27 protein-coding genes are annotated in these 19,989 nt (G+C 62.5%); 15 read left to right on the top strand and 12 right to left on the bottom strand.

What is annotated here, in order from left to right; translation table 11 throughout:
* Window positions 1-82: 82 nt before the first annotated feature.
* Entirely contained in the window at window positions 83-340 is a 258-nt protein-coding gene (locus QA645_RS37740; protein WP_283046153.1) for a hypothetical protein, read from the bottom strand.
* 169 nt (window positions 341-509) lie between these two features.
* Between QA645_RS37740 and QA645_RS37735 the strand changes: the two genes are divergently transcribed.
* Together QA645_RS37735 and QA645_RS37730 are read left to right on the top strand one after the other, a co-directional pair.
* The gene (locus QA645_RS37735) at window positions 510-1,496 is read left to right on the top strand and encodes a tripartite tricarboxylate transporter substrate binding protein (RefSeq protein WP_254195691.1); all 987 of its coding nucleotides are present in this window, start codon (window positions 510-512) and stop codon (window positions 1,494-1,496) included.
* Window positions 1,497-1,593: 97 nt separating this feature from the next.
* Complete coding sequence (locus tag QA645_RS37730; protein ID WP_254195690.1) at window positions 1,594-1,947, top strand: hypothetical protein; 354 nt, start codon at window positions 1,594-1,596, stop codon at window positions 1,945-1,947.
* A 64-nt stretch (window positions 1,948-2,011) separates the two neighbouring features.
* Here the strand turns inward: QA645_RS37730 and QA645_RS37725 are convergent, their stop codons facing one another.
* Window positions 2,012-2,839, bottom strand: a complete 828-nt coding sequence (locus tag QA645_RS37725; RefSeq protein ID WP_283046152.1) for an adenylate/guanylate cyclase domain-containing protein — start codon at window positions 2,837-2,839, stop codon at window positions 2,012-2,014.
* 164 nt (window positions 2,840-3,003) lie between these two features.
* On the opposite strand from QA645_RS37725, the gene QA645_RS37720 reads away from it, so the two are divergent.
* The gene (locus tag QA645_RS37720) at window positions 3,004-3,234 is read left to right on the top strand and encodes a hypothetical protein (protein ID WP_254134485.1); all 231 of its coding nucleotides are present in this window, start codon (window positions 3,004-3,006) and stop codon (window positions 3,232-3,234) included.
* A 9-nt stretch (window positions 3,235-3,243) separates the two neighbouring features.
* Here the strand turns inward: QA645_RS37720 and QA645_RS37715 are convergent, their stop codons facing one another.
* The 3 genes from QA645_RS37715 to QA645_RS37705 all read right to left on the bottom strand — a co-directional run bounded on the left by QA645_RS37715 (window position 3,244) and on the right by QA645_RS37705 (window position 5,519).
* On the bottom strand, window positions 3,244-3,711 hold the full coding sequence (locus QA645_RS37715) for a YbaK/EbsC family protein (protein WP_283046151.1): 468 nt from the start codon (window positions 3,709-3,711) through the stop codon (window positions 3,244-3,246).
* Window positions 3,712-3,752: 41 nt separating this feature from the next.
* Entirely contained in the window at window positions 3,753-4,484 is a 732-nt protein-coding gene (locus tag QA645_RS37710) for a haloacid dehalogenase type II (RefSeq protein WP_283046150.1), read from the bottom strand.
* Between the two features lie 126 nt (window positions 4,485-4,610).
* On the bottom strand, window positions 4,611-5,519 hold the full coding sequence (locus tag QA645_RS37705; RefSeq protein ID WP_254134482.1) for a LysR family transcriptional regulator: 909 nt from the start codon (window positions 5,517-5,519) through the stop codon (window positions 4,611-4,613).
* A gap of 110 nt (window positions 5,520-5,629) precedes the next feature.
* Here QA645_RS37705 and acdA point away from each other — a divergent pair, with 110 nt between their 5' ends.
* A complete protein-coding gene (gene acdA, locus QA645_RS37700) occupies window positions 5,630-6,838 on the top strand; it encodes a 3-sulfinopropanoyl-CoA desulfinase (protein ID WP_283046149.1) in 1,209 nt (402 codons plus the stop codon).
* 119 nt (window positions 6,839-6,957) lie between these two features.
* Complete coding sequence (locus QA645_RS37695) at window positions 6,958-8,283, top strand: tetratricopeptide repeat protein (RefSeq protein ID WP_283046148.1); 1,326 nt, start codon at window positions 6,958-6,960, stop codon at window positions 8,281-8,283.
* Here the strand turns inward: QA645_RS37695 and QA645_RS37690 are convergent.
* A complete protein-coding gene (locus QA645_RS37690; RefSeq protein ID WP_283046147.1) occupies window positions 8,167-8,553 on the bottom strand; it encodes a winged helix-turn-helix transcriptional regulator in 387 nt (128 codons plus the stop codon). The genes QA645_RS37695 and QA645_RS37690 overlap by 117 nt on opposite strands.
* A 36-nt stretch (window positions 8,554-8,589) precedes the next feature.
* Between QA645_RS37690 and QA645_RS37685 the strand changes: the two genes are divergently transcribed.
* A complete protein-coding gene (locus QA645_RS37685) occupies window positions 8,590-9,063 on the top strand; it encodes a cupin domain-containing protein (protein WP_283046146.1) in 474 nt (157 codons plus the stop codon).
* Between the two features lie 269 nt (window positions 9,064-9,332).
* On the opposite strand, the gene QA645_RS37680 is transcribed toward QA645_RS37685, so the two are convergent.
* Window positions 9,333-9,821, bottom strand: coding sequence for an Lrp/AsnC family transcriptional regulator (locus QA645_RS37680; protein WP_283046145.1), 489 nt, complete (start codon window positions 9,819-9,821; stop codon window positions 9,333-9,335).
* Window positions 9,822-9,916: 95 nt separating this feature from the next.
* Between QA645_RS37680 and QA645_RS37675 the strand changes: the two genes are divergently transcribed.
* Window positions 9,917-10,864: a DMT family transporter gene (locus tag QA645_RS37675; protein ID WP_283046144.1), complete on the top strand. Its 948-nt coding sequence runs from the start codon at window positions 9,917-9,919 to the stop codon at window positions 10,862-10,864.
* A gap of 7 nt (window positions 10,865-10,871) precedes the next feature.
* Here the strand turns inward: QA645_RS37675 and QA645_RS37670 are convergent, their stop codons facing one another.
* Window positions 10,872-11,372 carry a hypothetical protein gene (locus QA645_RS37670; RefSeq protein ID WP_283046143.1) on the bottom strand — a complete coding sequence of 167 codons (501 nt, stop codon included), beginning with the start codon at window positions 11,370-11,372 and terminating at the stop codon, window positions 10,872-10,874.
* 144 nt (window positions 11,373-11,516) lie between these two features.
* Here QA645_RS37670 and QA645_RS37665 point away from each other — a divergent pair, with 144 nt between their 5' ends.
* The 3 genes from QA645_RS37665 (at window position 11,517) to QA645_RS37655 (ending at window position 12,666) form a co-directional block, all read left to right on the top strand.
* Window positions 11,517-11,675: a hypothetical protein gene (locus QA645_RS37665; protein ID WP_283046142.1), complete on the top strand. Its 159-nt coding sequence runs from the start codon at window positions 11,517-11,519 to the stop codon at window positions 11,673-11,675.
* A 121-nt stretch (window positions 11,676-11,796) separates the two neighbouring features.
* The gene (locus QA645_RS37660) at window positions 11,797-12,147 is read left to right on the top strand and encodes a hypothetical protein (protein WP_283046141.1); all 351 of its coding nucleotides are present in this window, start codon (window positions 11,797-11,799) and stop codon (window positions 12,145-12,147) included.
* Window positions 12,148-12,210: 63 nt separating this feature from the next.
* Window positions 12,211-12,666 (top strand): SRPBCC family protein, encoded by a 456-nt coding sequence (locus QA645_RS37655; protein WP_283046140.1) that lies wholly within the window; start codon window positions 12,211-12,213, stop codon window positions 12,664-12,666.
* Window positions 12,667-12,710: 44 nt separating this feature from the next.
* On the opposite strand, the gene QA645_RS37650 is transcribed toward QA645_RS37655, so the two are convergent.
* Window positions 12,711-13,595 (bottom strand): amidohydrolase family protein, encoded by an 885-nt coding sequence (locus QA645_RS37650; protein WP_283046139.1) that lies wholly within the window; start codon window positions 13,593-13,595, stop codon window positions 12,711-12,713.
* A gap of 341 nt (window positions 13,596-13,936) precedes the next feature.
* On the opposite strand from QA645_RS37650, the gene ykgO reads away from it, so the two are divergent.
* From ykgO to QA645_RS37635, 3 genes are all read left to right on the top strand, one after another.
* The gene (ykgO, locus tag QA645_RS37645) at window positions 13,937-14,062 is read left to right on the top strand and encodes a type B 50S ribosomal protein L36 (RefSeq protein ID WP_006611362.1); all 126 of its coding nucleotides are present in this window, start codon (window positions 13,937-13,939) and stop codon (window positions 14,060-14,062) included.
* Between the two features lie 125 nt (window positions 14,063-14,187).
* Window positions 14,188-14,826 carry a tetratricopeptide repeat protein gene (locus QA645_RS37640; RefSeq protein WP_283046138.1) on the top strand — a complete coding sequence of 213 codons (639 nt, stop codon included), beginning with the start codon at window positions 14,188-14,190 and terminating at the stop codon, window positions 14,824-14,826.
* Window positions 14,827-14,951: 125 nt separating this feature from the next.
* On the top strand, window positions 14,952-15,212 hold the full coding sequence (locus QA645_RS37635; protein WP_283046137.1) for a hypothetical protein: 261 nt from the start codon (window positions 14,952-14,954) through the stop codon (window positions 15,210-15,212).
* A gap of 6 nt (window positions 15,213-15,218) precedes the next feature.
* Here the strand turns inward: QA645_RS37635 and QA645_RS37630 are convergent, their stop codons facing one another.
* Complete coding sequence (locus QA645_RS37630; protein WP_283046136.1) at window positions 15,219-16,460, bottom strand: hypothetical protein; 1,242 nt, start codon at window positions 16,458-16,460, stop codon at window positions 15,219-15,221.
* A gap of 212 nt (window positions 16,461-16,672) precedes the next feature.
* On the opposite strand from QA645_RS37630, the gene glf reads away from it, so the two are divergent.
* Complete coding sequence (glf, locus tag QA645_RS37625; RefSeq protein WP_283046135.1) at window positions 16,673-17,860, top strand: UDP-galactopyranose mutase; 1,188 nt, start codon at window positions 16,673-16,675, stop codon at window positions 17,858-17,860.
* Window positions 17,861-17,916: 56 nt separating this feature from the next.
* On the opposite strand, the gene QA645_RS37620 is transcribed toward glf, so the two are convergent.
* Window positions 17,917-18,099, bottom strand: a complete 183-nt coding sequence (locus QA645_RS37620; protein ID WP_254134471.1) for a hypothetical protein — start codon at window positions 18,097-18,099, stop codon at window positions 17,917-17,919.
* A 330-nt stretch (window positions 18,100-18,429) separates the two neighbouring features.
* Here QA645_RS37620 and QA645_RS37615 point away from each other — a divergent pair, with 330 nt between their 5' ends.
* Entirely contained in the window at window positions 18,430-19,386 is a 957-nt protein-coding gene (locus QA645_RS37615) for an alpha/beta hydrolase (RefSeq protein WP_283046134.1), read from the top strand.
* A gap of 114 nt (window positions 19,387-19,500) precedes the next feature.
* Here QA645_RS37615 and cycA read toward each other — a convergent pair whose 3' ends face one another.
* Window positions 19,501-19,896: a cytochrome c-550 CycA gene (cycA, locus tag QA645_RS37610; protein ID WP_200470180.1), complete on the bottom strand. Its 396-nt coding sequence runs from the start codon at window positions 19,894-19,896 to the stop codon at window positions 19,501-19,503.
* Between the last annotated feature and the right edge of the window lie 93 nt (window positions 19,897-19,989).

Below are 19,989 nucleotides of genomic sequence, written 5' to 3'. Positions count from 1 at the left end.
CAGCGTGCCCACGTCTTCGCCTGAAGGGATCGCAAGCGTCTCGATATCGGCGCGCACGGGGGCGTCTCGCTTTGTGGCCCGACTACGTCACCTTCACCCCATCGATCGCGACGATGCGCAGGCTCGGCTTCAGCGTCTGCTCCAGCTCCAGCTTCAATTCATGAACACGCGGGTCGGTCGAGCGTGCCGCGCACACCGCGTATTGATGGACCGATTGCACCAGGGCGCGGCGCGCTTCCGGCGTTCGCGTCAGTTCGGGCTTTGAAAGCCGCAGGACGATCGTAGCCAGGTTCACCAGCATCTCGTCCAGCGCCAAGTCGATGGTCGCGAGCTTTCCCATGACACACTCCCTCGGCATCCTCCCCGGCAAGACCCTCTGAAGGCAACGGAGGGTGGAGGGATGCGTTCCGGAGCGGGGCGAACATGGATAACGCTTCGTAAACGGCTTGTTCTTGCCGGTCGCCACGCTAGGCTGGCGCCGAAACAAGAAAATAAGGGAGGGGGCTGCCATGGACCGACGTGACGTCTTGCGCGCCGTTGCGGCATTGCCGTTGATGCGGGCCACGTTACCGGACCAGGCCTTCGCGCAAGCCTATCCGGTGCGCAACATCACCATGATCGTGCCGTTCCCGGCCGGCGGCCAGGCCGATCTGGCGGCGCGTCCCGTCGCGCAGGCGCTGGAGCGCATTCTCGGCAAGTCCGTCATCGTCGACAACCGCGCCGGCGGCGCCGGCGGATCGGTCGGCAATGCCGCGGCCGCGCGCGCCGAGCCCGACGGCTACACGCTGCTGATGACGCTGTCCTCGCTCGCGGTGCTGCCCGAGGCTGACCGGTTGTTCGATCGCCCCGTCGCCTATGAAGTGTCGCAGTTCATGCCGATCGCGCGCGTGCTGGCCGATCCCACGCTGCTTGCGGTGCCGAGTTCGGCGCCATGGAAGACGGCGCAGGAATTCGTCGAGGATGCGAAGAAGCGCCCGGGCCAGATCACCTATGGTTCATCCGGGCCTTACGGCACGCTGCACGTGGCCATGGAGATGTTTGCCAACAGCGCCGACATCAAGCTGCTGCACGTGCCGTTCCGCGGCGCAGGGCCGGCGTTGACCGCGCTGCTCAGCGGCACCGTGCAGGCCATCGCCGCCGCGCCCGGCACGCTGAAGCCGCAGGTCGACGACGGCAAGCTGCGCGTGCTCGGCAATTGCGGCGCGCAGCGCGTCGCGAGCTTTCCCGACGTGCCGACCTTCCAGGAGCTCGGCTACAAGGATGTCGAGATGTACATCTGGGCCGGACTGTTCGCGCAGAGCTCTCTTCCGGCGCCGATCGCGAGCCGCCTGCGCGAGGCGATGGCGCAGGTGATGACGAGCCCGGACGTGCTCAGGACATTCGATGCCTCGGGCAGCCTCGTCGCCTATCAGGATGCGCCGGCATTCTCCGACTTCGTCGCGACCGACAGCGCGCGGCTGATTGCGGCGGTCAAGAAGATCGGCAAGGTCGAGTAGGTTCCCACCGCGTTTTCACGTTTTGTTGTTGGTCCAGAACCTGACCGCGTCTCATTGATTGAAGACAAATCGAGAGACCCGAGAAGGAATTGGGACCATGCGAACAAAGCGAATTGCGCTGGGTGTGGCGCTTGTCATCGGCGGCTTGGCTACGCAGGGTGCCGCGTTCGCGCAGGAGCATCGCGGCACCCTGGAACAACAGATGGCCTGTACGCCCGATGTGTGGCGCCTGTGCAGTGATCAGATTCCCGACGAGAACCGCATTGTGGCCTGCCTGCAAGCGAACACGCCGCAGCTCTCGAGCGCATGCCGCGCGGTGTTCCAGTCCAACAATCAGATGCCGCAGCAGAGCCAGGTTCCGCGCGGTCGAGGCGTGCCGCCGCGCTACAACAATGCGCCGCTTCCGCCGCCGCAGGCGCAGCCGCGGCCCTATGACGATGACGACGATTAGCGCCGGTGAGGGCACGATCCGGAGTGGCAGGGGCAGGCGCGAAGGTGCGGTCGCGCCGCCGCGTTCAGCGCTCTTCCTTGCTGTCGGGTCGATGTCCGAGCGCGGTTCGCATGAGGACACCGAAGAATATTGCTGCGACTGGCCAATGAAACCAGATCCTGTGCGGGTTGGTGAAAAGATTGATCAGAATCAGAAAGCCCGAGATCGTAAGGGCCGCTGCAACCGGGCGGGGCAGCTTGGCCAGCCAATTCGAGAGGGCACCCATCCATGAGGATGGATCGCGCCTGTCGCCCATCTGCAGGGGACCTGCTTGCTCCCGGCGAGGTGGGCTTTCGTTGACCGCAAAGCTTCCTTGCCCGCTGGTCCGGCCACTCATGGTCACCCGATAGCTGGTCTGGGGCGCAATGTTCTTCATCGGGCGCTGGCCGAGGCAATCGAAGCCGACGGACAGCTTGTTGTGGACCTGATCGTAGACGGAGCTCGAGATCACGACGCCGCCGGGGTCGGCGAGCTCTTGCAGGCGTGATGCGATATTGACGCCGTCACCATAGATATTGGTGCCGTCCACCATGACGTCGCCGAGGTTGATGCCAATGCGGAATCGCATCGGGTTCAGTTGGGGCGGGGCCGACTCCTGATTGGAAACTTCCTGCTGGATTTCGATCGCGCATTGCACGGCCTCGACGACGCTGGCGAATTCGGCGATCACGGCATCGCCCCAGGTATTGACGATGCGGCCATCATGCCGCTCGACCAATCGCGCCATAGTAGCGAAGTAGCGGCGGAGCGTCTCCAGCGTTCCGGTCTCGTCGGCTTCCATGAGACGAGAATAGCTGTGCACGTCGGCGCACAGCACGGTGGTCAGTCGTCGTTTCACCTTGTCGTCGGTCATGGTTCCTACACTAGCCTCCCTGACCGGCAAATGCATCAGCCATCACATCCGGCGCCATCGCGGTTCGGCGACCGGCCGTCCTGCCCCGAAATCGTCATAAGGGTGCAACGAATTGCGGTCAGCCAGGTTGATTGCGGTCGGACGTTGCGGATCGGAGGAATGGCATGTCCATGACCAAAATGCCTGCGACGCTTATCGTAATCAGCGCGATGTTGCTCGGCGCACCCGCAATGGCCGCCCCGGTCACTCCCTTATCCGGAGCCGCCAGGCCGATGGTGCAGGAGAGCGACCTCGCGCAAGCGCGTTTCGGCTGGTGGCACCGGGGCTTCGGCCATTGGCATTTCGGGCATAGCGTACGCTATCGCTGTCGTCCCTACTGTGGCTGGGGCGGCTAGACGCCCGCGTTACGGCCTGTGCTCGCAGACATCGACCCATTCGGCGGAGGTCAGCTCGGCCATCCGGTCCGGCGTGATGCGCACGGCGCTGTGGGTCGAGCCTGCAGCCGGCACCACCACGTCGAACGCTTTCAGCGACACGTCGCAATAAACCGGCAGCGGTGCCTTCAGCCCGAACGGGCAGACGCCGCCGACCTCGTGGCCGGTGATCTCGGCGACCTCTTCCAGTCCCAGCATCTTCGGCTTGCCGCCGAATTGCGCCTTCACCTTCTTGTTGTCCATGCGCGAGGTGCCGGCCGCGACGATCAGGATCACGCGCTCGCCGACACGCAAGGACAGCGTCTTGGCGATCATGCCGGGCTCGACGCCATAGGCTTCGGCAGCCAGCGGCACGGTCGCCGAGCTGATCGGGGATTCCATGACTGTTATGTCGGGGGCTTTCTCGGCGAAGAAGGCGCGAACGGATTCCAGGCTCATTCCAGTCAGCTCATCGAGGACTTGCGGGCGGGCGGCGATAGTCAGACGATCTTTGCCAGCTCCGAGAGCGAATGGACACGATGATCCGGCGCAAAGCCGAGCTCGTCCATCTGGGTGCGGATCGCCTTGAACATCGTTAGCGGTGCCACGAGTTCGTTCTCGACGCAAGCCAGCGCCATGGCCTCCGGCGTCACCCGTTCGATCCAGGCAACATTCAGCCCGAACGACTTGGCCCCGGCGACGTCCCAGGGATTGGAGGAGACGAACAGAACCTCGTCCGGTTTCGTGCCGAGCACCTCGCCGATCAGCTCATAGGCCTGCGGGCTCGGCTTGAAGATCTTCTTCGCGTCGACACTGATGGTGGCATCGAGCAGGCGATCGAGGCCGGAGTTGCGCACCAGCTCATTCAGCATATCCGGGCTGCCATTGGAGAGGATGGCAAGCTTGCGCGGCTTGAGCGCCGCGAGCGCGGTGGTGGCGTCCGGATAGAGATCGAGATGCAGATATTTCTCGATGACGCGCTCGAAGGCCTCGTTCTCGTAGGCAAGCCCCAGCACGCGCAGCGTATAGGCCAGCGAGTCGCGCGTGACGGCGGCAAAATCCTGGTAACGCCCCATCAGCGTGCGCAACCAGGTGTATTCGAGCTGCTTGATGCGCCAGACCTGCGTGATGATCTCGCCATAGCTCGGAAACGCGTCCTCGGTGATCTCCGCGACCGACTGGATGTCGTAGAGCGTCCCGTAGGCGTCGAAGACGACGGCTTTGATGCTCATGGGCTGTCCTTCCAAGTAAGGGAGTGCGCGCGATCGTCAGCTTATCAAAGCGTAGCGGAGGTGTACCACTGCAAGCGTGATCGGTGGCTCGTGACCGAAGCGGAGTTTCCCCCGATTTGGCTTCCTTCACTTCTTCTTCCTGCGGACGTGCGCCGTGGTGCGAGATGCGCCAGCGAAAGATTTGAACGCCTCGGTCACGGTCCGAACCGTGGGTGCGTCGATCATGCCGCGACGCGCCACCATCCCGATCCTCCGATGGACCGGTGGGACGAACGAAATCGATCTGACATTGTCGGCCGATCCGAAGGAAAACAAGCCGACGGGGATGACTGCGACCCCAAGCTTCAATTTGACCATCCTGACCATCGTCTCGATGCTGTCGAATTCCATAAAGTCGTTCACCGGAATGCGACGCTCGCGCAAGGTTGCATCGATGATCCTGCCAACACCCATCGCTGGGTCGAAGCGAATAAACGGATGAGCCCGCAAGAGATCTGCGATCGAGCCGCGGGCCAGATCCTTATGGATAACGACCTTCAACTCCTCTTCGGAAATCGGTTCGAAAACGATTGCCGGATCGAGCCTTTCCAGTTCCGTGATAATGGCGACGTCCAAAGTATTGCTTTCGACCTTGAATGCAAGCTCGGGCGAAAGTCCGCTCTGCACCTGGATACGCAAGCTCGCGTGGTCGGCCCGCAGTCTGGACAAGGTCTGAGGCAGCAAGTGCGTCGCTACTGAAGGGATCACCCCCAGCCGCACAGATCCAGTCAGGCCGGTCGTCGAGGCCGAAGCGAGCAGCCGAAGCGCATCGTACCGCTCGATGATCTGGCGCGCCTCGTCGACCAGCCTCCAGCCGTTGGCGTTCAGCACGGGAGGACGGCTGGCGCGGTCGAACAGTTTCGCTCTCATCTCGGCTTCGAGAGCCTTCATCTGCATGCTGACTGCGGATTGGGTGATGAACAGGCGCTGCGCGGCGGCGTTGAAGCTGCCTCGGTCGGCGATGGCTACGAGTGTCCGGAGTTGTCTGATGCTCATCACCTTGACTTAACATTTTTTGAAGTCGGGCCCATAAAATATTCGTTTGATTTTCGATGGGTTTCCGAGCGAATTGCCGGGATGTCCCGTTGCCGGAAAGGGTCCCGACCATGCAGATGAAATTGTCGCCCGAACACGCGAAGCTCCGGGCCACCGCGCGAGAGTTGGCTGAATCCGAGTTCGCAACCAAGGCGGCGGAGGTCGATAGGACCGAATCTTATCCTTTCGACAACGTGGCCGGGCTGAAGCAGGCCGGCTTCATGGGATATACGATTCCGAAAGAGTATGGCGGTCGCGGCGGGAGCTTCTTCGAGGCCACGCTCATCATCGAAGAGATGGCCCGCGTGTGCGGTGCGACGGGGCGGATCGCCGTCGAAGCGAATATGGGCGCCATTTCGGCGGTCATGCAGTACGGGACCGAGAAGCAGAAGCGCATGTCGGCCGAACTGGTCCTCGGCGGCGACAAGCCTGCCATCTGCATCACCGAGCCGGAGGCCGGGTCGGCCGCGACCGAAATGACGACACGTGCGGACAAGCGTGGCGGGGCTTATGTCATCAACGGCAAAAAGCATTGGATTACCGGCGGCGGTGTCTCGAAGCTCCATTTGATCTTCGCGCGCGTTTTCGATCAGAGCGGCGTCGAGCAGGGCATCGGCGGCTTCCTCGCTGTGGCGGGGACCCCGGGACTTGTCGTCGGCAAGCGGGAGCCCGCCATGGGGCTGCGCGGGATCCCGGAGACGGAAATCATCTTCAAGGATCTCGAGATCCCGGAAGACATGCTCGTCCTGCCGCCGCGCGGTCTGCGTCGCGGCTTTGCGGATCTGATCAACGCTTACAATAGCCAACGCGTTGGTGCAGGCACCGTCGCACTCGGGATCGCCCAAGGCGCGTTCGAGAGAGCGGTGGCCTTCGCGAAGGAGCGCGAGCAATTCGGACGGCCGATCGCCGAATTTCAAGGCCTTCAATGGATGGTGGCCGATATGGCCATCGCGCTCAACGCGGCGCGGCTTTCTCTTCACCAGGCGGCGTTGAGCGCCGATCCGTTCCCGGACCCGCTATTGGCGGCCCAAGCGAAGATCATCGCCTCGGAGACTGCTAACGCAGTCACCAATCAGGCGCTCCAACTCTTCGGGGCGCGTGGTTACTCCAGGGATTATCCGATGGAGCGCGCCGTCAGGGACGCGCGCATGTTCACGATCGCCGGCGGTACCGCGCAGGTCCTGAGGACGTTGGTCGCCTCTCGGATGCTCGGCATGAAGGCCCCGCAAACGCGAGACGGCTACAAACCGACCGCCGCGCTTCGCGATGCGGCCGAATAGGTCAGGCCGTCGCTCGTTTTTGGCGACGAGCTGCGACCGACAGTGCCGGCGAGCACGCTCGACGCTGCTCCAGCCGATCCGCGATCGCTCCTCGCTAAGCCCGACGGAACGGGGATCCCATGTTTGACGATCGAAATCTGGAGCTGAGTTCCAGGAACGAGGACGCTGTTACCGCTTACAACCAGGCGATCGGGAGTTTCCTCGAGTACCGCACGACGGCGATGACATTGGCGAAGCGGGCGACGGACCTGGATCCGGAGTTCTGCATGGCGCACTGTCTGCGCGGCTACTTCTTCATGATCTTCGGAACGCTCGCGGTTCTCGACAAGGCCAGGGCGTCGCTTGTGCAAGCCCTGCTCACATCCGAAGGAGCGACGGATCGCGAAAGGCGGCACGTCGAAGCGCTGCGTCTTTGGATCGACGGCGATCTACTGGCTGCGAACGCGTGCTGGGAGCGCATTCTCTACGACCATCCGCACGATCTTCTGGCCCTGCGCCTCCATCACTTCAACAGCTTCTGGACGGGACAAACCCGTGCGCTGAGGTCGGTGCCCGCATCGGTGCTGGCCGATTGGCGAAAGGACGTCCCCGGCTATGGCAATCTTCTCGGCATGCTCGCTTTCGGATGCGAGGAGAACGGTGACTACGTCAACGCCGAGCGTTATGGACGTGAAGCCTCCGAAGTCAGTCCGGACGACCTCTGGGCGCTGCATGCCGTCGCGCACGTGTTAGAGATGCAAGGTCGGCACGACGACGGCCTGAAGTGGCTCGACCATCCGCTCGACATCTGGAACGACCGGAATCCGTTCCGTCGGCACCTTTGGTGGCACAAGGCGCTATTCAACATCGATGCGGGCCGGCTCGATGGCGCTTTGGATCTCTACGATGTGGCCGTGATGGGCGAAAAATCGGATTTCTATCTGGACATCCAAAATGCGGCGTCGCTGTTGACGCGACTGGAATTCCGCGGCGTTGACGTCGGTGCCCGTTGGGCGAAGCTGGCGGACTACGCCGAAAACCACATCGACGATCATGCTTTGATCTTCACCGACATTCATTTCGTCATGTCGTTGGCGCGTGACGGCCGGTTCGACTCAGCCAGACGATTGATCGATTCCATGAAATCTTATTCTCGCGACGAGACGAAGTACGTCAGCAGCGTCATCCGGAATCTCGGCGTTCCGCTTTGCGAGAGCATCGTCGCCTTCGAGCAGAAGCGATATGACGACGTCATCGACGGAATCTTACCGTTGCGTCACGTGACCGGTCCGGTCGGCGCGAGCCATGCCCAGCGGGACATCTTCGACCAGTATCTTCTCGAAGCCGCTCTACGCGCTAACAAGACAGCCCTGGCTGAGAAGCTGATTCAAGAACGTCGATTTTTGAAGGAGGGCGGCAAGGAAAGCGGACGCGCCAAGCTGCAGGTGGGCCCGTTCTCGGCGTAAGGTTTTGTTCGTGCGGTTGGCGCGGGTCTCCGACAAAGGAGGAATTATTGGCGAGCTCTCCTGGTGAAATGACGGGGCGCTCACACGCACTGCAGCGCGAGCTAGACCGTCGGCCTCCGCTTCCTTAAGCTGCTGGATCAGCATCTTGTCGCTGACGTCACGTATGGCGCGCCGGAGTTCGCCATAGCGGGTCGGACCGCCCTGGGCGAGGAAGTACAGGATCAGGCGCCTCCATTTTGCCTCAGGCGCGTGGCGTAGCTCGGGCTGCACACGCGGGTCCAACCGACACCCAGGGGGAATTGAGACATGACGTACGCAATTTCTACAAGGCCGGCATCTTCATTGATCGGCCTTGCGACTGCGTCGTTGCTCATGCTGAGCGGGTCGGTGCCGGCTTTTGCCCAGGATGCCGTTGTCGCAACGCTTCCTCAGGACATTCAGTTCAAGGGATTCGACGGGGCGGTGGGAATCGCTGTGCTGTATGGCGACCCGAAAAAAGCGGAAGTATTTTCGGAACGGGTGAGGATCCCGGCTGGCTTCAAGATCATGCCGCATTGGCACGGAGAGACACGAACCGCCGTCGTCTTGTCCGGCACATTTTACTACGCGAACGGCGACCAGTGGGATGAAAGTAAACTCAAGGCATACCCGCCCGGCTCGTTCCTGATCGAGCCGGCGAGAATCTCTCATTACGCGATGGCAAAGGACGGCGAGGTGGTTCTTCAAGCGATGGCTGTCGGCCCGGCCAGCACGACCAGGATTGAACAAGCCAGGAAGTAGATAGCGGCGTCGCACACGCCTCAGCTGTCATCAGGGCAGCTTCATGATCGGCGACGATATTTTCGTCGACGGCGGCCTCGCGCAAGTCTGAGGCTTTGATCGGAGATGTGCTCCCTCCCCCGGCTGCCATTGGAGAGGATGGCAAGCTTGCGCGGCTTGAGCGCCGCGAGCGCAGGGCGGACGTCGGCCACTGCGTGATCGGCGGCCAGTGTTCCGAAGTTGAGCAAATGGCTGAGACCCGCTTGGATCAATAGCGATGTCCAGCACCGTCAGTCTTCGATCAGGATCTGCGTGTCCGTTTTCACGCGATCAATCACGACGAGGGTTCGGTAGTTGTTGACCGAGTCGTTTTCCTCGAACACCTTGCGCGTGAACGTCTCGTAGCTTCGCATGTCGCGGGTCACGACGATGAGGACGAAGCTCGTCCCGCCCGTGACGTAGTAGCATTGCTGCACCTCGGGCGTCTTTCTGAACGCCGCCTTAGCTGCATCAACCGTCGCCGATCGCTCATCGCGCAAATAGACCTCCACGATCGCGGTGATGGACATCGCCACCGCTTCCGGATCGACCACCGCGACGTTGCGCGCAATGACACCCGCGGCCTCGAGCGCGGCGACCCGTCTCTGCACCGCAGCTGTCGACAGATGGACGCTCTCGGCGATCGCGCGCTGCGGCGTCTTGTTGTCCGCCTGGAGGATCCGGAGGATGGCTCGGTCAAACGGGTCGAGCGATGGGTGCGCGGGCGGCTTTCTGGCCATGAGCGAGTAATTGTCTCGTTTGAGGGGATAATTCAGAACCCTTTTATCACCATGGTGTGGATATTGCTCGTCCAATCGATATTCGGCGAGTCATCATGAAGCTTGGTTCGACACTGATTACAGGAATAGCGTGCGGTGCCGCCGCGGGCGCGTTCTGGGGATTCGCATTCCTCGGCCCCGCAATGGTGGCCGATTTCGCGCCCGTTCAACTGGCCATGGGTCGCTACCTGATCTTCGGAGCCGTTTCCGCCGCTTTGATCCTGCCGCGCTGGCGCGACATCGCGGGCAGGCTTGGATGGTCCGACTGCATTACGCTGGCCTGGCTGGGGCTCGCGGGCAACACGCTCTATTACGTGCTGATGGCAAGCGCCGTGCAACTCGGCGGCATCGCGATGACATCGCTGGTGATCGGCTTCCTGCCCGTTGCGGTCACGGTCATCGGCAGCAACGCGGAGCGGGCCGTGCCGATCTCGCGCCTTGCACCATCGCTCCTGCTCTGCTCGGCGGGCGCGGTCTGCATCGGACTGCAGGCGCTGGCGTTGCCGCCGTCGACATCGCTGCTCCAGCAGGGAGCCGGTCTGCTCTGCGCCGTCGGAGCTCTCGTCTGCTGGACGAGCTACGCGATCGGCAACAGCCGCGCGCTCGCCCGCTTGAAGGATGTCTCCGCCCATGACTGGAATCTGCTTACCGGCGTAGCCACAGGCCTTCAAGGTTTGGTGTTGATCCCATGTCTCGCCTTCATCGACACCGAGCATGACGCAATGGCGTGGATGCGGTTCGTCGCCGTGTCAGCGGGCGTTGCAATTCTTGCTTCGATCGTCGGCAATGCATTCTGGAACCGGATGAGCAGGCTGCTGCCGTTGACGCTCGCAGGCCAGATGATCCTGTTCGAGACGCTGTTCGCGCTGCTCTATGGCCTGGCATGGGAGCACCGGCTCCCCACAACGCTTGAAACCGCCGCCTTCTGCTTCGTCGTCCTGAGCGTGATCACTTGCGTCCACGCACACCGGGAGCCTGCAACGACATCTTCCGCGCAAGCCTAGACAAGCTCTATCGTCGAGGCGCCTCCCGCAGTTCGAAGCCCACGCGCGGGGTTCGTGCGAGAGTCCAGTAGGATGGGTAGAGCGTAGCGAAACCCATCATAGTGCAACCGCGCCGTATGAAGGATGAGTTTCGCTTCGCTCTACCCATCCTGCGAGGTTTAGGGCCTTGGCTGGGCAAAGGCCCCCAGTCGATCCGCAGCACGTTGTGCCGGACAGCGTCCGGCTTTTGCGGCGTGGGCGGAATGTCGCCGGCGGCGTCTCTTTCCTTCTTCTCGCGTTCTCTCTGCCATGCAGGTTTTGCAGGCGGCGGAGGAGATCGCGGCGCCGTCATCGCCGCATGAAGCGCAGGAAATTTTTTAGCGAGCGTTCCCTGGGTTGCGCGTTCGCTGGTGTCCGTCAGCGTCATGGCCACCGGTCCATAGCCAGGGCCGGGCGTGCGATCGAGCGCATTCCGATCCACCTCCCGCACGGAATTCGCATCCTCGATGTTGTCGAACGTGACAAGCATCGGCGTGTCACCGTAACGCGAATTTCTTCGGGATGCTCAACCGATTGGTTGATGTCGAATCTCGCGCCGCCGTCAGAATGAAAAGCCGTGGAATACCCGCCGCTATGGGCTGGGCATCCTGACACAGGCTCAACGGAATCATTCATGCCAACATTGATCCAGCCGCGCCCCATGAGCACAAACCGGGCGGCCCGCGCGCAGGTTGAACGCGACAGAATCGAGGCGACCGTTCTCTTCAGCGCGATAAGCCTGCTGACGGCATTGATCGCCGTCATTTCCAATACGCAAGGAGCATGGTTTTAGCCGTTCCAGCGCCGCCGGTTGTCGCCAGCTTTGCATCCGGGGCGATGCGTCAACATACAGGAGTGTATTGACCGCGCCAAACTTCGCGCCTATAAACATACAGTACTGTATGGAGACTCCCATGCGCGACGTCCTACTTCAGTGTGCCGGTGTCATTGCGATCCTGGCCGCCATGATCCATGGCGTTCTCTCTGAGGTCAGGGTGTTCCGAAGCGTCAGCATCGAGCCAAAGCGTCCGCGCACCCTCGTGCGCCTGGTCTTCCAGCTTCTCACCGTCGACTGGATCTGCTTCGGCGTGCTGTTGCTGCTCGCGCCGACGCTCGCCTCGGAACTGGCGCGGCACGCGATCGTCATCTCGGCAACCGTGGCGCTTGCGATGAGCGCCCTCGTCAACGGGCTGAGCAGTAAGGGAAGGCATTTTGGCTGGATCGTCCTCGGCGCAGCTGCGACCATGGCTGCCGCAGGCTACTGAGAACTTTGCGATGCACCGCCGAGCATGACGTCACGGAAGACCAGCGGGAAGCAGGGGCGATCGATGGGGGAAATTACAGTGTGCGCCATTGCGGTGAGCGTCGCCGGCCCGTCCAGGGTATTTGCCCTGCTCAAGGACGGAGCCACCTGGCCGCAATGGAGCCTGTTCGAGTCGTTTGAACTCGAGCAAGCCGGCCGGAGCGAGCCGCTTGGCATTGGCGCTGTGCGGGTCTTTTCGACCAAAGTGACACGCGCGCGCGAAGAAGTGGTCGAACTCGTGGAGGGTAGACAGCTGAGCTACACGCTCCTGTCGGGTCTACCTCTCAAGGATTATCGCGCGGACGTTTGCCTCGCGCCTGAAGCCAGCGGAGGGACGTCGATCCGTTGGCAGGCCCGGTTTCGCGCGAAATACACCGGCACAGGCTGGTTCTGGGGCTGGTTCATGAAGCGGACATTGCGCACGATCGCCGCACAACTTGCACACGGCGCATCCAACGCCGACATCCGTCCCAATCCGTGAGGACCTCGACCATTGGGATCGAAGCCCTCAATGCCTGGACGCGGTTAGATTCCCAGAATCTTCCGCGCGTTGGCCTTCAGCACCTTCGGCCGGATCTCGTCACGGATGTCGAGCTTGGCGAAGTCGGCCAGCCAGCGGTCCGGCGTGATCACCGGCCAGTCCGAGCCGAACAGCATCTTGTCCTGCAGGATCGAGTTGATGTAGCGCACCAGGATCGGCGGGAAGTATTTCGGCGACCAGCCGGAGAGGTCGATGTAGACGTTCGGCTTGTGGGTCGCGACCGACAGCGCCTCTTCCTGCCAGGGGAAGGAGGGGTGGGCGAGGATGATCTTGAGGTCGGGGAAATCGGCCGCGACGTCGTCCATGTACATCGGGTTGGAATATTTCAACCGCATCCCCATGCCGCCGGGCATGCCCGAGCCGACGCCGGTCTGGCCGGTGTGGAACAGCGCGATCGCGCCGCCATTGTTGATCTCTTCGTAGAGCGGATAGGCCATGCGGTCGTTGGCGTAGAAGCCCTGCATGGTCGGATGGAATTTGAAACCGCGCACGCCGTATTCCTCGATCAGCTTGCGCGCCTCGCGCACCCCTAACTTGCCCTTGTGCGGGTCGATCGAGACGAAGGGGATGAGAACGTCGAGATGGTCCGAGGCGATCTCCAGCATCTCTTCATTCTTGTAGCGGCGGAAGCCGGTCTCGCGTTCGGCGTCGACCGGGAAGATCACCGCGGCGATGTTCTTGGAGCGGTAGTAGGCCGCGGTCTCCGGCACGGTCGGCGGATGCTTGTGCGGCGACTTGAAGTAGTCGGCCATCTGCGCCTGGAAATCGTCATAGCCGTCGTCGCCATGCATACCGCACGGCTCCTCGGCATGGGTGTGGATGTCGATCGCGACGACGTCGTCGATGTTCGGCAGCTTCAGCTTCGGCATGGGTGTCCTCCCGACGGGTTGCCGAATTGATTATATGATATAACGAATTTGGCAAGGCGTTGCTGAAGCTCAAACCGCAGCCCGCAAAAGTCTTGCCGGGTTCGGTCGCGAAGGGGTGGAATCGGCCCGATCCGGCCGTTTCTACTGTGCATGGGGTTGTTTTCGCGAATTTGGCGGTTCGGAACCGGGCAGTTAACATTGACATGACCTCCCGCCATGCCTTAAGAACCGCCCCGTCCCGGGCGGTCGGTCCGCCAGCGGGAAAGATCTCATTTTGCCACATTCGCGCGTGCCGAAACGGTAGTGCCGAACACGGCCTTTCGAACGTTCAGGATTCTGCCATGAAGGTCCGTAACTCGTTGAAGTCGCTGCGCGGTCGCCATCGCGCCAACCGCCTGGTCCGCCGCAAGGGCCGGGTCTATGTGATCAACAAGGTGCAGCGCCGCTTCAAGGCTCGCCAGGGCTGATATCAGCAAGGCTGATATTGCCCTGCCGGACGCCTTTCGCGCGCTCCCGCAAGACCACGGTCTCACACGAGTTTGACGCCGCCTTTGCTTGGCAAGGGCGGCTTTACGCGTTTAGACTTTCGCCCATGGCAGTGAGATTCCCTCATCTACGCACGCTGTGTCTGGCCCTGGTTCTCGGAACGGCCGGCTTGGCGCCGGCGCTGGCGCAGGATGATCCGGCCCCGCCGGCGAAACAGCAGAAGAAGCTGCCGGAAGCGCCGGCCAAGCTGCCCAAGGCCGAGCGCACCAAGAACCTCGATTTCCTGTTCGGCGCGCTGAAGGTCGCCCCCGACGACGCCAGCGCCAAGCATGTCGAGGCGCGGATCTGGGCGATCTGGCTGCAGACCCCGAGCGACACGGCGGCATTGTTGATGGCGCGGGCCAAGGCGGCCGTCGATGCGCAGAAGATCGAGGTCGCGATCAAGCTGCTGGATTCGGTCATCAAGCTCCGGCCCGATTACATCGAAGCCTGGAATCGCCGCGCCACGCTCTATTACATGCAGAACGATTACGCCCGCTCGCTCTCGGACATCCGCGAGGTGCTGATCCGCGAGCCCCGCCATTTCGGCGCGCTCGCCGGGCTCGGCATGATCATGCAGGACGTCGGCGACGAGAAGCGCGCGCTCGAGGCCTATCGCAAGGCGCTCGCCGTCAATCCGCACCTCGAGAAGATCCCCGATCAGGTGAAGGCTTTGACCGAGAAGGTCGAGGGCCGCGACATCTAGCCGATAACTCGATCATTTCTTGAGCGGTTGTGGCGCCCGCCGATTAACCACGATCGGAGGCGCAATGTCGCAAGGACTATTGTCGGCGCCGCCGCAGGTCTACCTGCATGGCAGGAGCAAAAGCCATGAAGCGTCTGATCCTTGCTTGTAGCTTGCTGTTGGCGTCGGGAACGATGAGCCTCGCCGACGGACTGTTCTGGGTGGTCGGCAATCGCGCCACCGGCAAATGCAACATAGTGACCCGCAATCCGGTCATCGACGGCGACATCTGGTTCGGCGACGGCCCTTACAAATCCAAGGGCGATGCCAAGCTGGCACGCTCGACCATCCGCGCCTGTCCCGTGCTCACCCCCGATGAGCAAAAGGCCGAGGACGGCGCGGGCTGAGCAAGCTCAGGCTGCGGCCGTCGGACGTTCCTTGGTCCAATAGCTCGCCGGCGAGGGCGCAGCTGGAATCAGTCTCGCGCCGGGCTTGCCCGCCATCTGCGTCGTGATCTCGCAAATGTCCTGCACCGAGCGCTGCATGGAGAGCCGTGGATAGGTCTCGGCGAGTGTCGCGGCGGTCGCCGCCTGCGCCGCCTCGGGATCATCGAGCACGGCCTCGACGGCTGCGGCAATGCTCTCGGCATCGTGGCCGAAGCCGAAGCGGGAGAGACGCGGGAAATTCGCCCGCGAAAAGCTGTTGGCATCGAAGATCGGCACGGTCGAGGCGCCGAGCGCGAAGAACACGCGATCATGCACCGAGAGATCGACATTGGGGTTAAGCGAGGCCGCGCCGAGATAGGTTCCGAGCGTTTCGCGCAGCGTGTCGAACGGCATGGCGCCGAGGAAACGGGCGTGACGCGTCTCCGCACTGAAATCCTCCCAGCCGCCGCCGATGAAATCCACCGGATATTTTGACAGCACTGCGCCCACCTCACGGGTGCGGACCGCCCGCGTGTAATTATCGAGGCGGGTCAAGAGCGCGTTGAAGACATCGCCGCCGGGCGTGAGATGGACGAGATGCTCGGCAGCCACGTTGCAGATGATCTCGGGAAAAGCCGAGCAGGTCTTGCCGCGTGCGGCGGCGATCGCATCGAACAGGATGGCGAACAGTTTTGGTGGCAACGCCTTGCGCCAGGAGCGCTCCAGCTTGGCCGGATTCCAGTCGGACTTGGCGAAGACGATCCGGCCGTTGCGTCGCTCGGCCGGCAGGGCGCCGAAGAAGCCGGGATCGGGAATGCCGATATGGGCCCCGAACGCCGCGCCATTGGCATGCAGATGGTCACGGTTGAATACGGCATGATCCGGAAACACGTAGCCGTGCACGACGTAGGGACTGTCAAGCCGGTGGCGGCGCATGAAATAGGAAGGGTGATCGCAGTTCCAGTTGAACACGGGAATCTGCGCCGCGTCCCAGAGCAGCTTGCCCTCGTTGGCGTAGATCTCGAGGCCGATCCCGGACATCACCAGCGCCATCATCTCGTCGCGCCGCGGCATCAGGGCTTCCATCCGCGCCGGCGTGTCGGGCGCCTCCAGATCGAGGATCTTCACCTCATGGCCGAGCCGGTCGAGTTCGGCACCCGCCATCAGGAGGATGCCGCGAACCGATTGATAGGCGCTGTTGGTCGCAGACAGGATGCAGATCAAAGCCATGGTCGACGGTCTCCGAAGCCGATGGCGTCGCGCGGCCTGCCGATCGCACCGCCGTCGCGCCCCCGACTGTTGAACGATCCAGGGCGGCCGTTCCGGGCTCACGAATTGTTGGCACGTCGCGCAATTGTTCCGCCTGAGCCGGCGTCCCTCGCCGTTGAAGCCTCATCGGCCGTGGATGTGTGCGCGTGCGACGCCGACAGGGTAGGGAACGCATGCAGCTTGATGGCTTCGATGTCGTGGTTGTGGGCGCCGGATTCTTCGGCATGACCATCGCCGAGCGGGTCGCAAACGAGCTCGGGCGGAAGGTCTGCGTGCTCGACCGGCGCGCCCATATCGGCGGCAACGCCTATTCCGAGATCGATCCCGACAGCGGCATCGAGGTGCATCGCTACGGCACGCACATCTTTCACACCAACTCGGAAACGGTCTGGCGCTACCTGCAGCGCTTCACCGAATTCACCAGCTACCGACATCGCGTCTTCACGGTGGCGCGCGGGCGGCTCTATTCCATGCCGATCAATCTCGCGACCATCTCGGCCGCGTTCGGCCGTGTCATGACGCCGCAAGAGGCGAAGCTCCTGATTGCGGCCGAGGCTGACGCTCACGCCTGTGGCGCGATCGCCGCAGAGAACCTGGAGGACAAGGCGATCGCCTCCGTCGGCCGTACGCTCTACGAGCTTCTCATCCGCGGCTATACGCAGAAACAGTGGCAGACCGAGCCGAGCGAGCTCTCGGCCGACATCATCGGCCGCCTGCCGGTGCGGCTCAATTTCGATGACCGCTATTTCGCCGACCGCTACGAAGGCATGCCGGTCGACGGCTACACCGCGATCTTCCAGCGCATGCTCAACTCAGCGAATATCGAGCTTCATCTCGGCGTCGATTATTTCGATATTGAGGACCAGATCCGCCCCGACCAGCTCGTGATCTATACCGGGCCGATCGACCGCTTCTTCCGCTATCGCTGCGGCGAGCTCGGTTGGCGCACCGTCGACTTCGCGCGCGAGGTGCATGACGTCGCCGACTTCCAGGGCACTTCGGTGATCAACTACGCCGACGCGGACGTGCCGTTCACCCGGATCCACGAATTCAGGCATCTGCATCCCGAGCGCGACTATCGGGAGCCGAAGACCACGATCTATCGCGAATATTCCCGCTTCGCCGGCCGCGACGACGAGCCCTACTACCCGATCAACACCGCCGCCGACCGGGCCATCCTGTCCGGCTACCGCATGATGATGGAGAAGCGTCCGAACACCATCTTCGGCGGCCGGCTCGGCTCCTACAAATATCTCGATATGCACCAAGCCATCGGCGCCGCGCTCAAGACCTTCGGGAACGAGGTCACGGCGTTCCTGGTGGGGCAACAGATGCCGTCACCTGGCGCGATGGCGGGCTGAGCGCAGCGGCGTTACGTGGGACGGCGCTCATCCTGTGAACGGAGGCCGGTTGCGGCCTAGTGCAGGACGCTGGTGCCGCGCTCCGCGAGGCCGCGATCGGCGGCTGCGGCATACGCCTTTGCGAGTTCCATTTCGAGATGCTCGTTGATCAGGAGCAGCGCCCGCACGGCACCGCGCAGGTCGCCGTTGCAGCTCGCGACGATCTCGTCGATTGCGGTATCGTTCGATCTCAGGCTCATCGAAAATCCTCCGGTTCAAACCAGGACAATCCTGCCGGTCTTTCCCGCATCCTCTGGGGCTGCGAGGAGGGATCGGCGCCCATCCGCGTCTAGATGGCGGAACCGACCGTGGCGATTATAAGGAAGCTGCGATGACGACTACATGAAGCTGGTCCGGAGCTTACGGGGTACCACCCATAACGATTGATTCCATTGAGGTTTTTGGCTCCGCAATTATGCACATATCCACAGGGCGGCATTTCCGGTGGAAGCGCTGTGCCGGCTTGAGCGAAACTGCCGACTGTCTAACCCCGTAACTGCGATGTGCCCTGGATTGCCCGGACTCTCTTCATGATTGTGATGTCAGCCGTGACGGCGCTGGTGCTGCTGGCGCTGGTCACGCAGGCCGGCGTCGTGGCCGTGCAGCGCGCCTTTCCACCGCAGGGCCGGATGATCGAAGTCGAAGGTGCCGTGCTCCACGTCGTCGACATCGGCCCGCGCGATGGCGGCCTGCCGATCGTGATGCTGCATGGTGCGAGCTCCAATCTCGAAGTGATGCGGCATCCGCTCGGTGACCTCCTGGCGAAGCAGCATCGCGTCATCCTGATCGACCGTCCCGGCCATGGCTGGAGCACGCGCGCACGGCTGGAGGATTCCACGCCCGCGATTCAGGCGCGGATGATTGACGAGGCCCTGGCCAAACTCGGCGTCGATCGTGCCGTCTTCGTCGTGCACTCCTGGAGCGGCGCGCTCGGCGCGCGGCTGGCGCTCGATCATTCGAGCCGTGTTGCCGGCCTCGTGATGCTGGCGCCGGTAACCCATCCCTGGCGCGGCGGCGTCGGCCGCTACAACGAGATCATCGCAACGCCGGTGATCGGTCCGCTGCTGGCCTACACCATCACGCTGCCGCTCGGCTATTTTGTCGCCGACTCCGGCGCGCGCAATGTCTTCCTGCCGCAGACGATGCCGGATGGCTTTGTGAAGGAGTCGGCGACGCCGCTGCTGCTGCGTCCGCGCGAATTCATCGCCAATGCCTTTGATCTGGTGACGCTGAAGCAGGCCGTCGCCGCACAAGTCGCCCGCTACGGCGAGATCCATGTGCCGGTTACGATCATCGCCGGCGAGCCCGACAAGACGGTGAAGACTGACATCCACGCTCGCCCGTTCGCGGCGACGGTGTCAAACGCAAAGCTGATCGTGCTGCCCGATCTCGGCCACATGGTGCAGAACGCGGTGCCGGATCTCGTGAAGACGGAGATCGAAACGATGATCGGGAAGATTGTCCCCGCGCAGGCGGCGGCAGACTAAAGCGTTTTCGGGCGAAGTTGATACCGGTTCGCTTGAAGAAAGCGCATCCAAACAAGACGCGAGAACTTCAGTTCTGATTCAAAACCGAAGTTCTCGCGGCCGCCGCTTTTTCGCTTACTGCTTGATCTTCCCGTCCTTGTCGAACTGCGACACATAGGTCCAGAGATTGTTGATCTCGGTCTCGTTCTTGATGCCGGCGAACGCCATCTTGGTGCCGGGGATCTTCGCCTTCGGATCCTTGATGTATTCCTTGAACTGCGCCTCGTTCCAGGTGATGCCGGAATTCTTGTTCGCATCCGAGTAATTGTAGTCGGGCGCGGTGCCGGACTTGCGGCCGTCGAGACCGTTGAGCTCGGGGCCGACCTTGTTCTTGGCGCCTTCGCCGATCGCGTGGCAGGCCAGGCACTTGTTGAACGACGATTTGCCGGCCGCAGCGTCCTGCGCCATCGCGCTGGTGGCCGTGGCAGTGACGGTGAGGATCATCAGCGCGCCAAAAGTCAGTTTTTTCATAGGGTGCTCTTCGTCTCTTTCCCGGTGGGGTCTTATTTGGTCGGCGGTCGTCGAACCCTGCCGGTTTTGGCACGGCCCGCTCGGCTTGGACAA

Source organism: Bradyrhizobium sp. CIAT3101 (assembly GCF_029714945.1).
In the GTDB taxonomy this organism is placed as follows: Bacteria; Pseudomonadota; Alphaproteobacteria; order Rhizobiales; family Xanthobacteraceae; genus Bradyrhizobium.
This window is presented reverse-complemented; position numbering and strand designations above follow the sequence as displayed.

Excerpts from the sequence above, each read along its gene's own strand:
- QA645_RS37720 (WP_254134485.1), top strand. The coding sequence starts at position 3,004 with ATGTCCATGACCAAAATGCCTGCGACGCTTATCGTAATCAGCGCGATG.
- QA645_RS37640 (WP_283046138.1), top strand. The coding sequence starts at position 14,188 with ATGGCAGTGAGATTCCCTCATCTACGCACGCTGTGTCTGGCCCTGGTT.
- QA645_RS37695 (WP_283046148.1), top strand. The coding sequence starts at position 6,958 with ATGTTTGACGATCGAAATCTGGAGCTGAGTTCCAGGAACGAGGACGCT.
- QA645_RS37715 (WP_283046151.1), bottom strand. The coding sequence starts at position 3,711 with ATGAGCCTGGAATCCGTTCGCGCCTTCTTCGCCGAGAAAGCCCCCGAC.
- acdA (WP_283046149.1), top strand. The coding sequence starts at position 5,630 with ATGCAGATGAAATTGTCGCCCGAACACGCGAAGCTCCGGGCCACCGCG.
- QA645_RS37655 (WP_283046140.1), top strand. The coding sequence starts at position 12,211 with ATGGGGGAAATTACAGTGTGCGCCATTGCGGTGAGCGTCGCCGGCCCG.
- QA645_RS37685 (WP_283046146.1), top strand. The coding sequence starts at position 8,590 with ATGACGTACGCAATTTCTACAAGGCCGGCATCTTCATTGATCGGCCTT.
- QA645_RS37615 (WP_283046134.1), top strand. The coding sequence starts at position 18,430 with ATGATTGTGATGTCAGCCGTGACGGCGCTGGTGCTGCTGGCGCTGGTC.
- QA645_RS37665 (WP_283046142.1), top strand. The coding sequence starts at position 11,517 with ATGCCAACATTGATCCAGCCGCGCCCCATGAGCACAAACCGGGCGGCC.
- cycA (WP_200470180.1), bottom strand. The coding sequence starts at position 19,896 with ATGAAAAAACTGACTTTTGGCGCGCTGATGATCCTCACCGTCACTGCC.
- glf (WP_283046135.1), top strand. The coding sequence starts at position 16,673 with ATGCAGCTTGATGGCTTCGATGTCGTGGTTGTGGGCGCCGGATTCTTC.
- QA645_RS37670 (WP_283046143.1), bottom strand. The coding sequence starts at position 11,372 with ATGCTTGTCACGTTCGACAACATCGAGGATGCGAATTCCGTGCGGGAG.
- QA645_RS37675 (WP_283046144.1), top strand. The coding sequence starts at position 9,917 with ATGAAGCTTGGTTCGACACTGATTACAGGAATAGCGTGCGGTGCCGCC.
- QA645_RS37635 (WP_283046137.1), top strand. The coding sequence starts at position 14,952 with ATGAAGCGTCTGATCCTTGCTTGTAGCTTGCTGTTGGCGTCGGGAACG.
- QA645_RS37680 (WP_283046145.1), bottom strand. The coding sequence starts at position 9,821 with ATGGCCAGAAAGCCGCCCGCGCACCCATCGCTCGACCCGTTTGACCGA.
- ykgO (WP_006611362.1), top strand. The coding sequence starts at position 13,937 with ATGAAGGTCCGTAACTCGTTGAAGTCGCTGCGCGGTCGCCATCGCGCC.
- QA645_RS37620 (WP_254134471.1), bottom strand. The coding sequence starts at position 18,099 with ATGAGCCTGAGATCGAACGATACCGCAATCGACGAGATCGTCGCGAGC.
- QA645_RS37650 (WP_283046139.1), bottom strand. The coding sequence starts at position 13,595 with ATGCCGAAGCTGAAGCTGCCGAACATCGACGACGTCGTCGCGATCGAC.
- QA645_RS37735 (WP_254195691.1), top strand. The coding sequence starts at position 510 with ATGGACCGACGTGACGTCTTGCGCGCCGTTGCGGCATTGCCGTTGATG.
- QA645_RS37660 (WP_283046141.1), top strand. The coding sequence starts at position 11,797 with ATGCGCGACGTCCTACTTCAGTGTGCCGGTGTCATTGCGATCCTGGCC.
- QA645_RS37730 (WP_254195690.1), top strand. The coding sequence starts at position 1,594 with ATGCGAACAAAGCGAATTGCGCTGGGTGTGGCGCTTGTCATCGGCGGC.
- QA645_RS37705 (WP_254134482.1), bottom strand. The coding sequence starts at position 5,519 with ATGAGCATCAGACAACTCCGGACACTCGTAGCCATCGCCGACCGAGGC.
- QA645_RS37630 (WP_283046136.1), bottom strand. The coding sequence starts at position 16,460 with ATGGCTTTGATCTGCATCCTGTCTGCGACCAACAGCGCCTATCAATCG.
- QA645_RS37725 (WP_283046152.1), bottom strand. The coding sequence starts at position 2,839 with ATGACCGACGACAAGGTGAAACGACGACTGACCACCGTGCTGTGCGCC.
- QA645_RS37740 (WP_283046153.1), bottom strand. The coding sequence starts at position 340 with ATGGGAAAGCTCGCGACCATCGACTTGGCGCTGGACGAGATGCTGGTG.
- QA645_RS37710 (WP_283046150.1), bottom strand. The coding sequence starts at position 4,484 with ATGAGCATCAAAGCCGTCGTCTTCGACGCCTACGGGACGCTCTACGAC.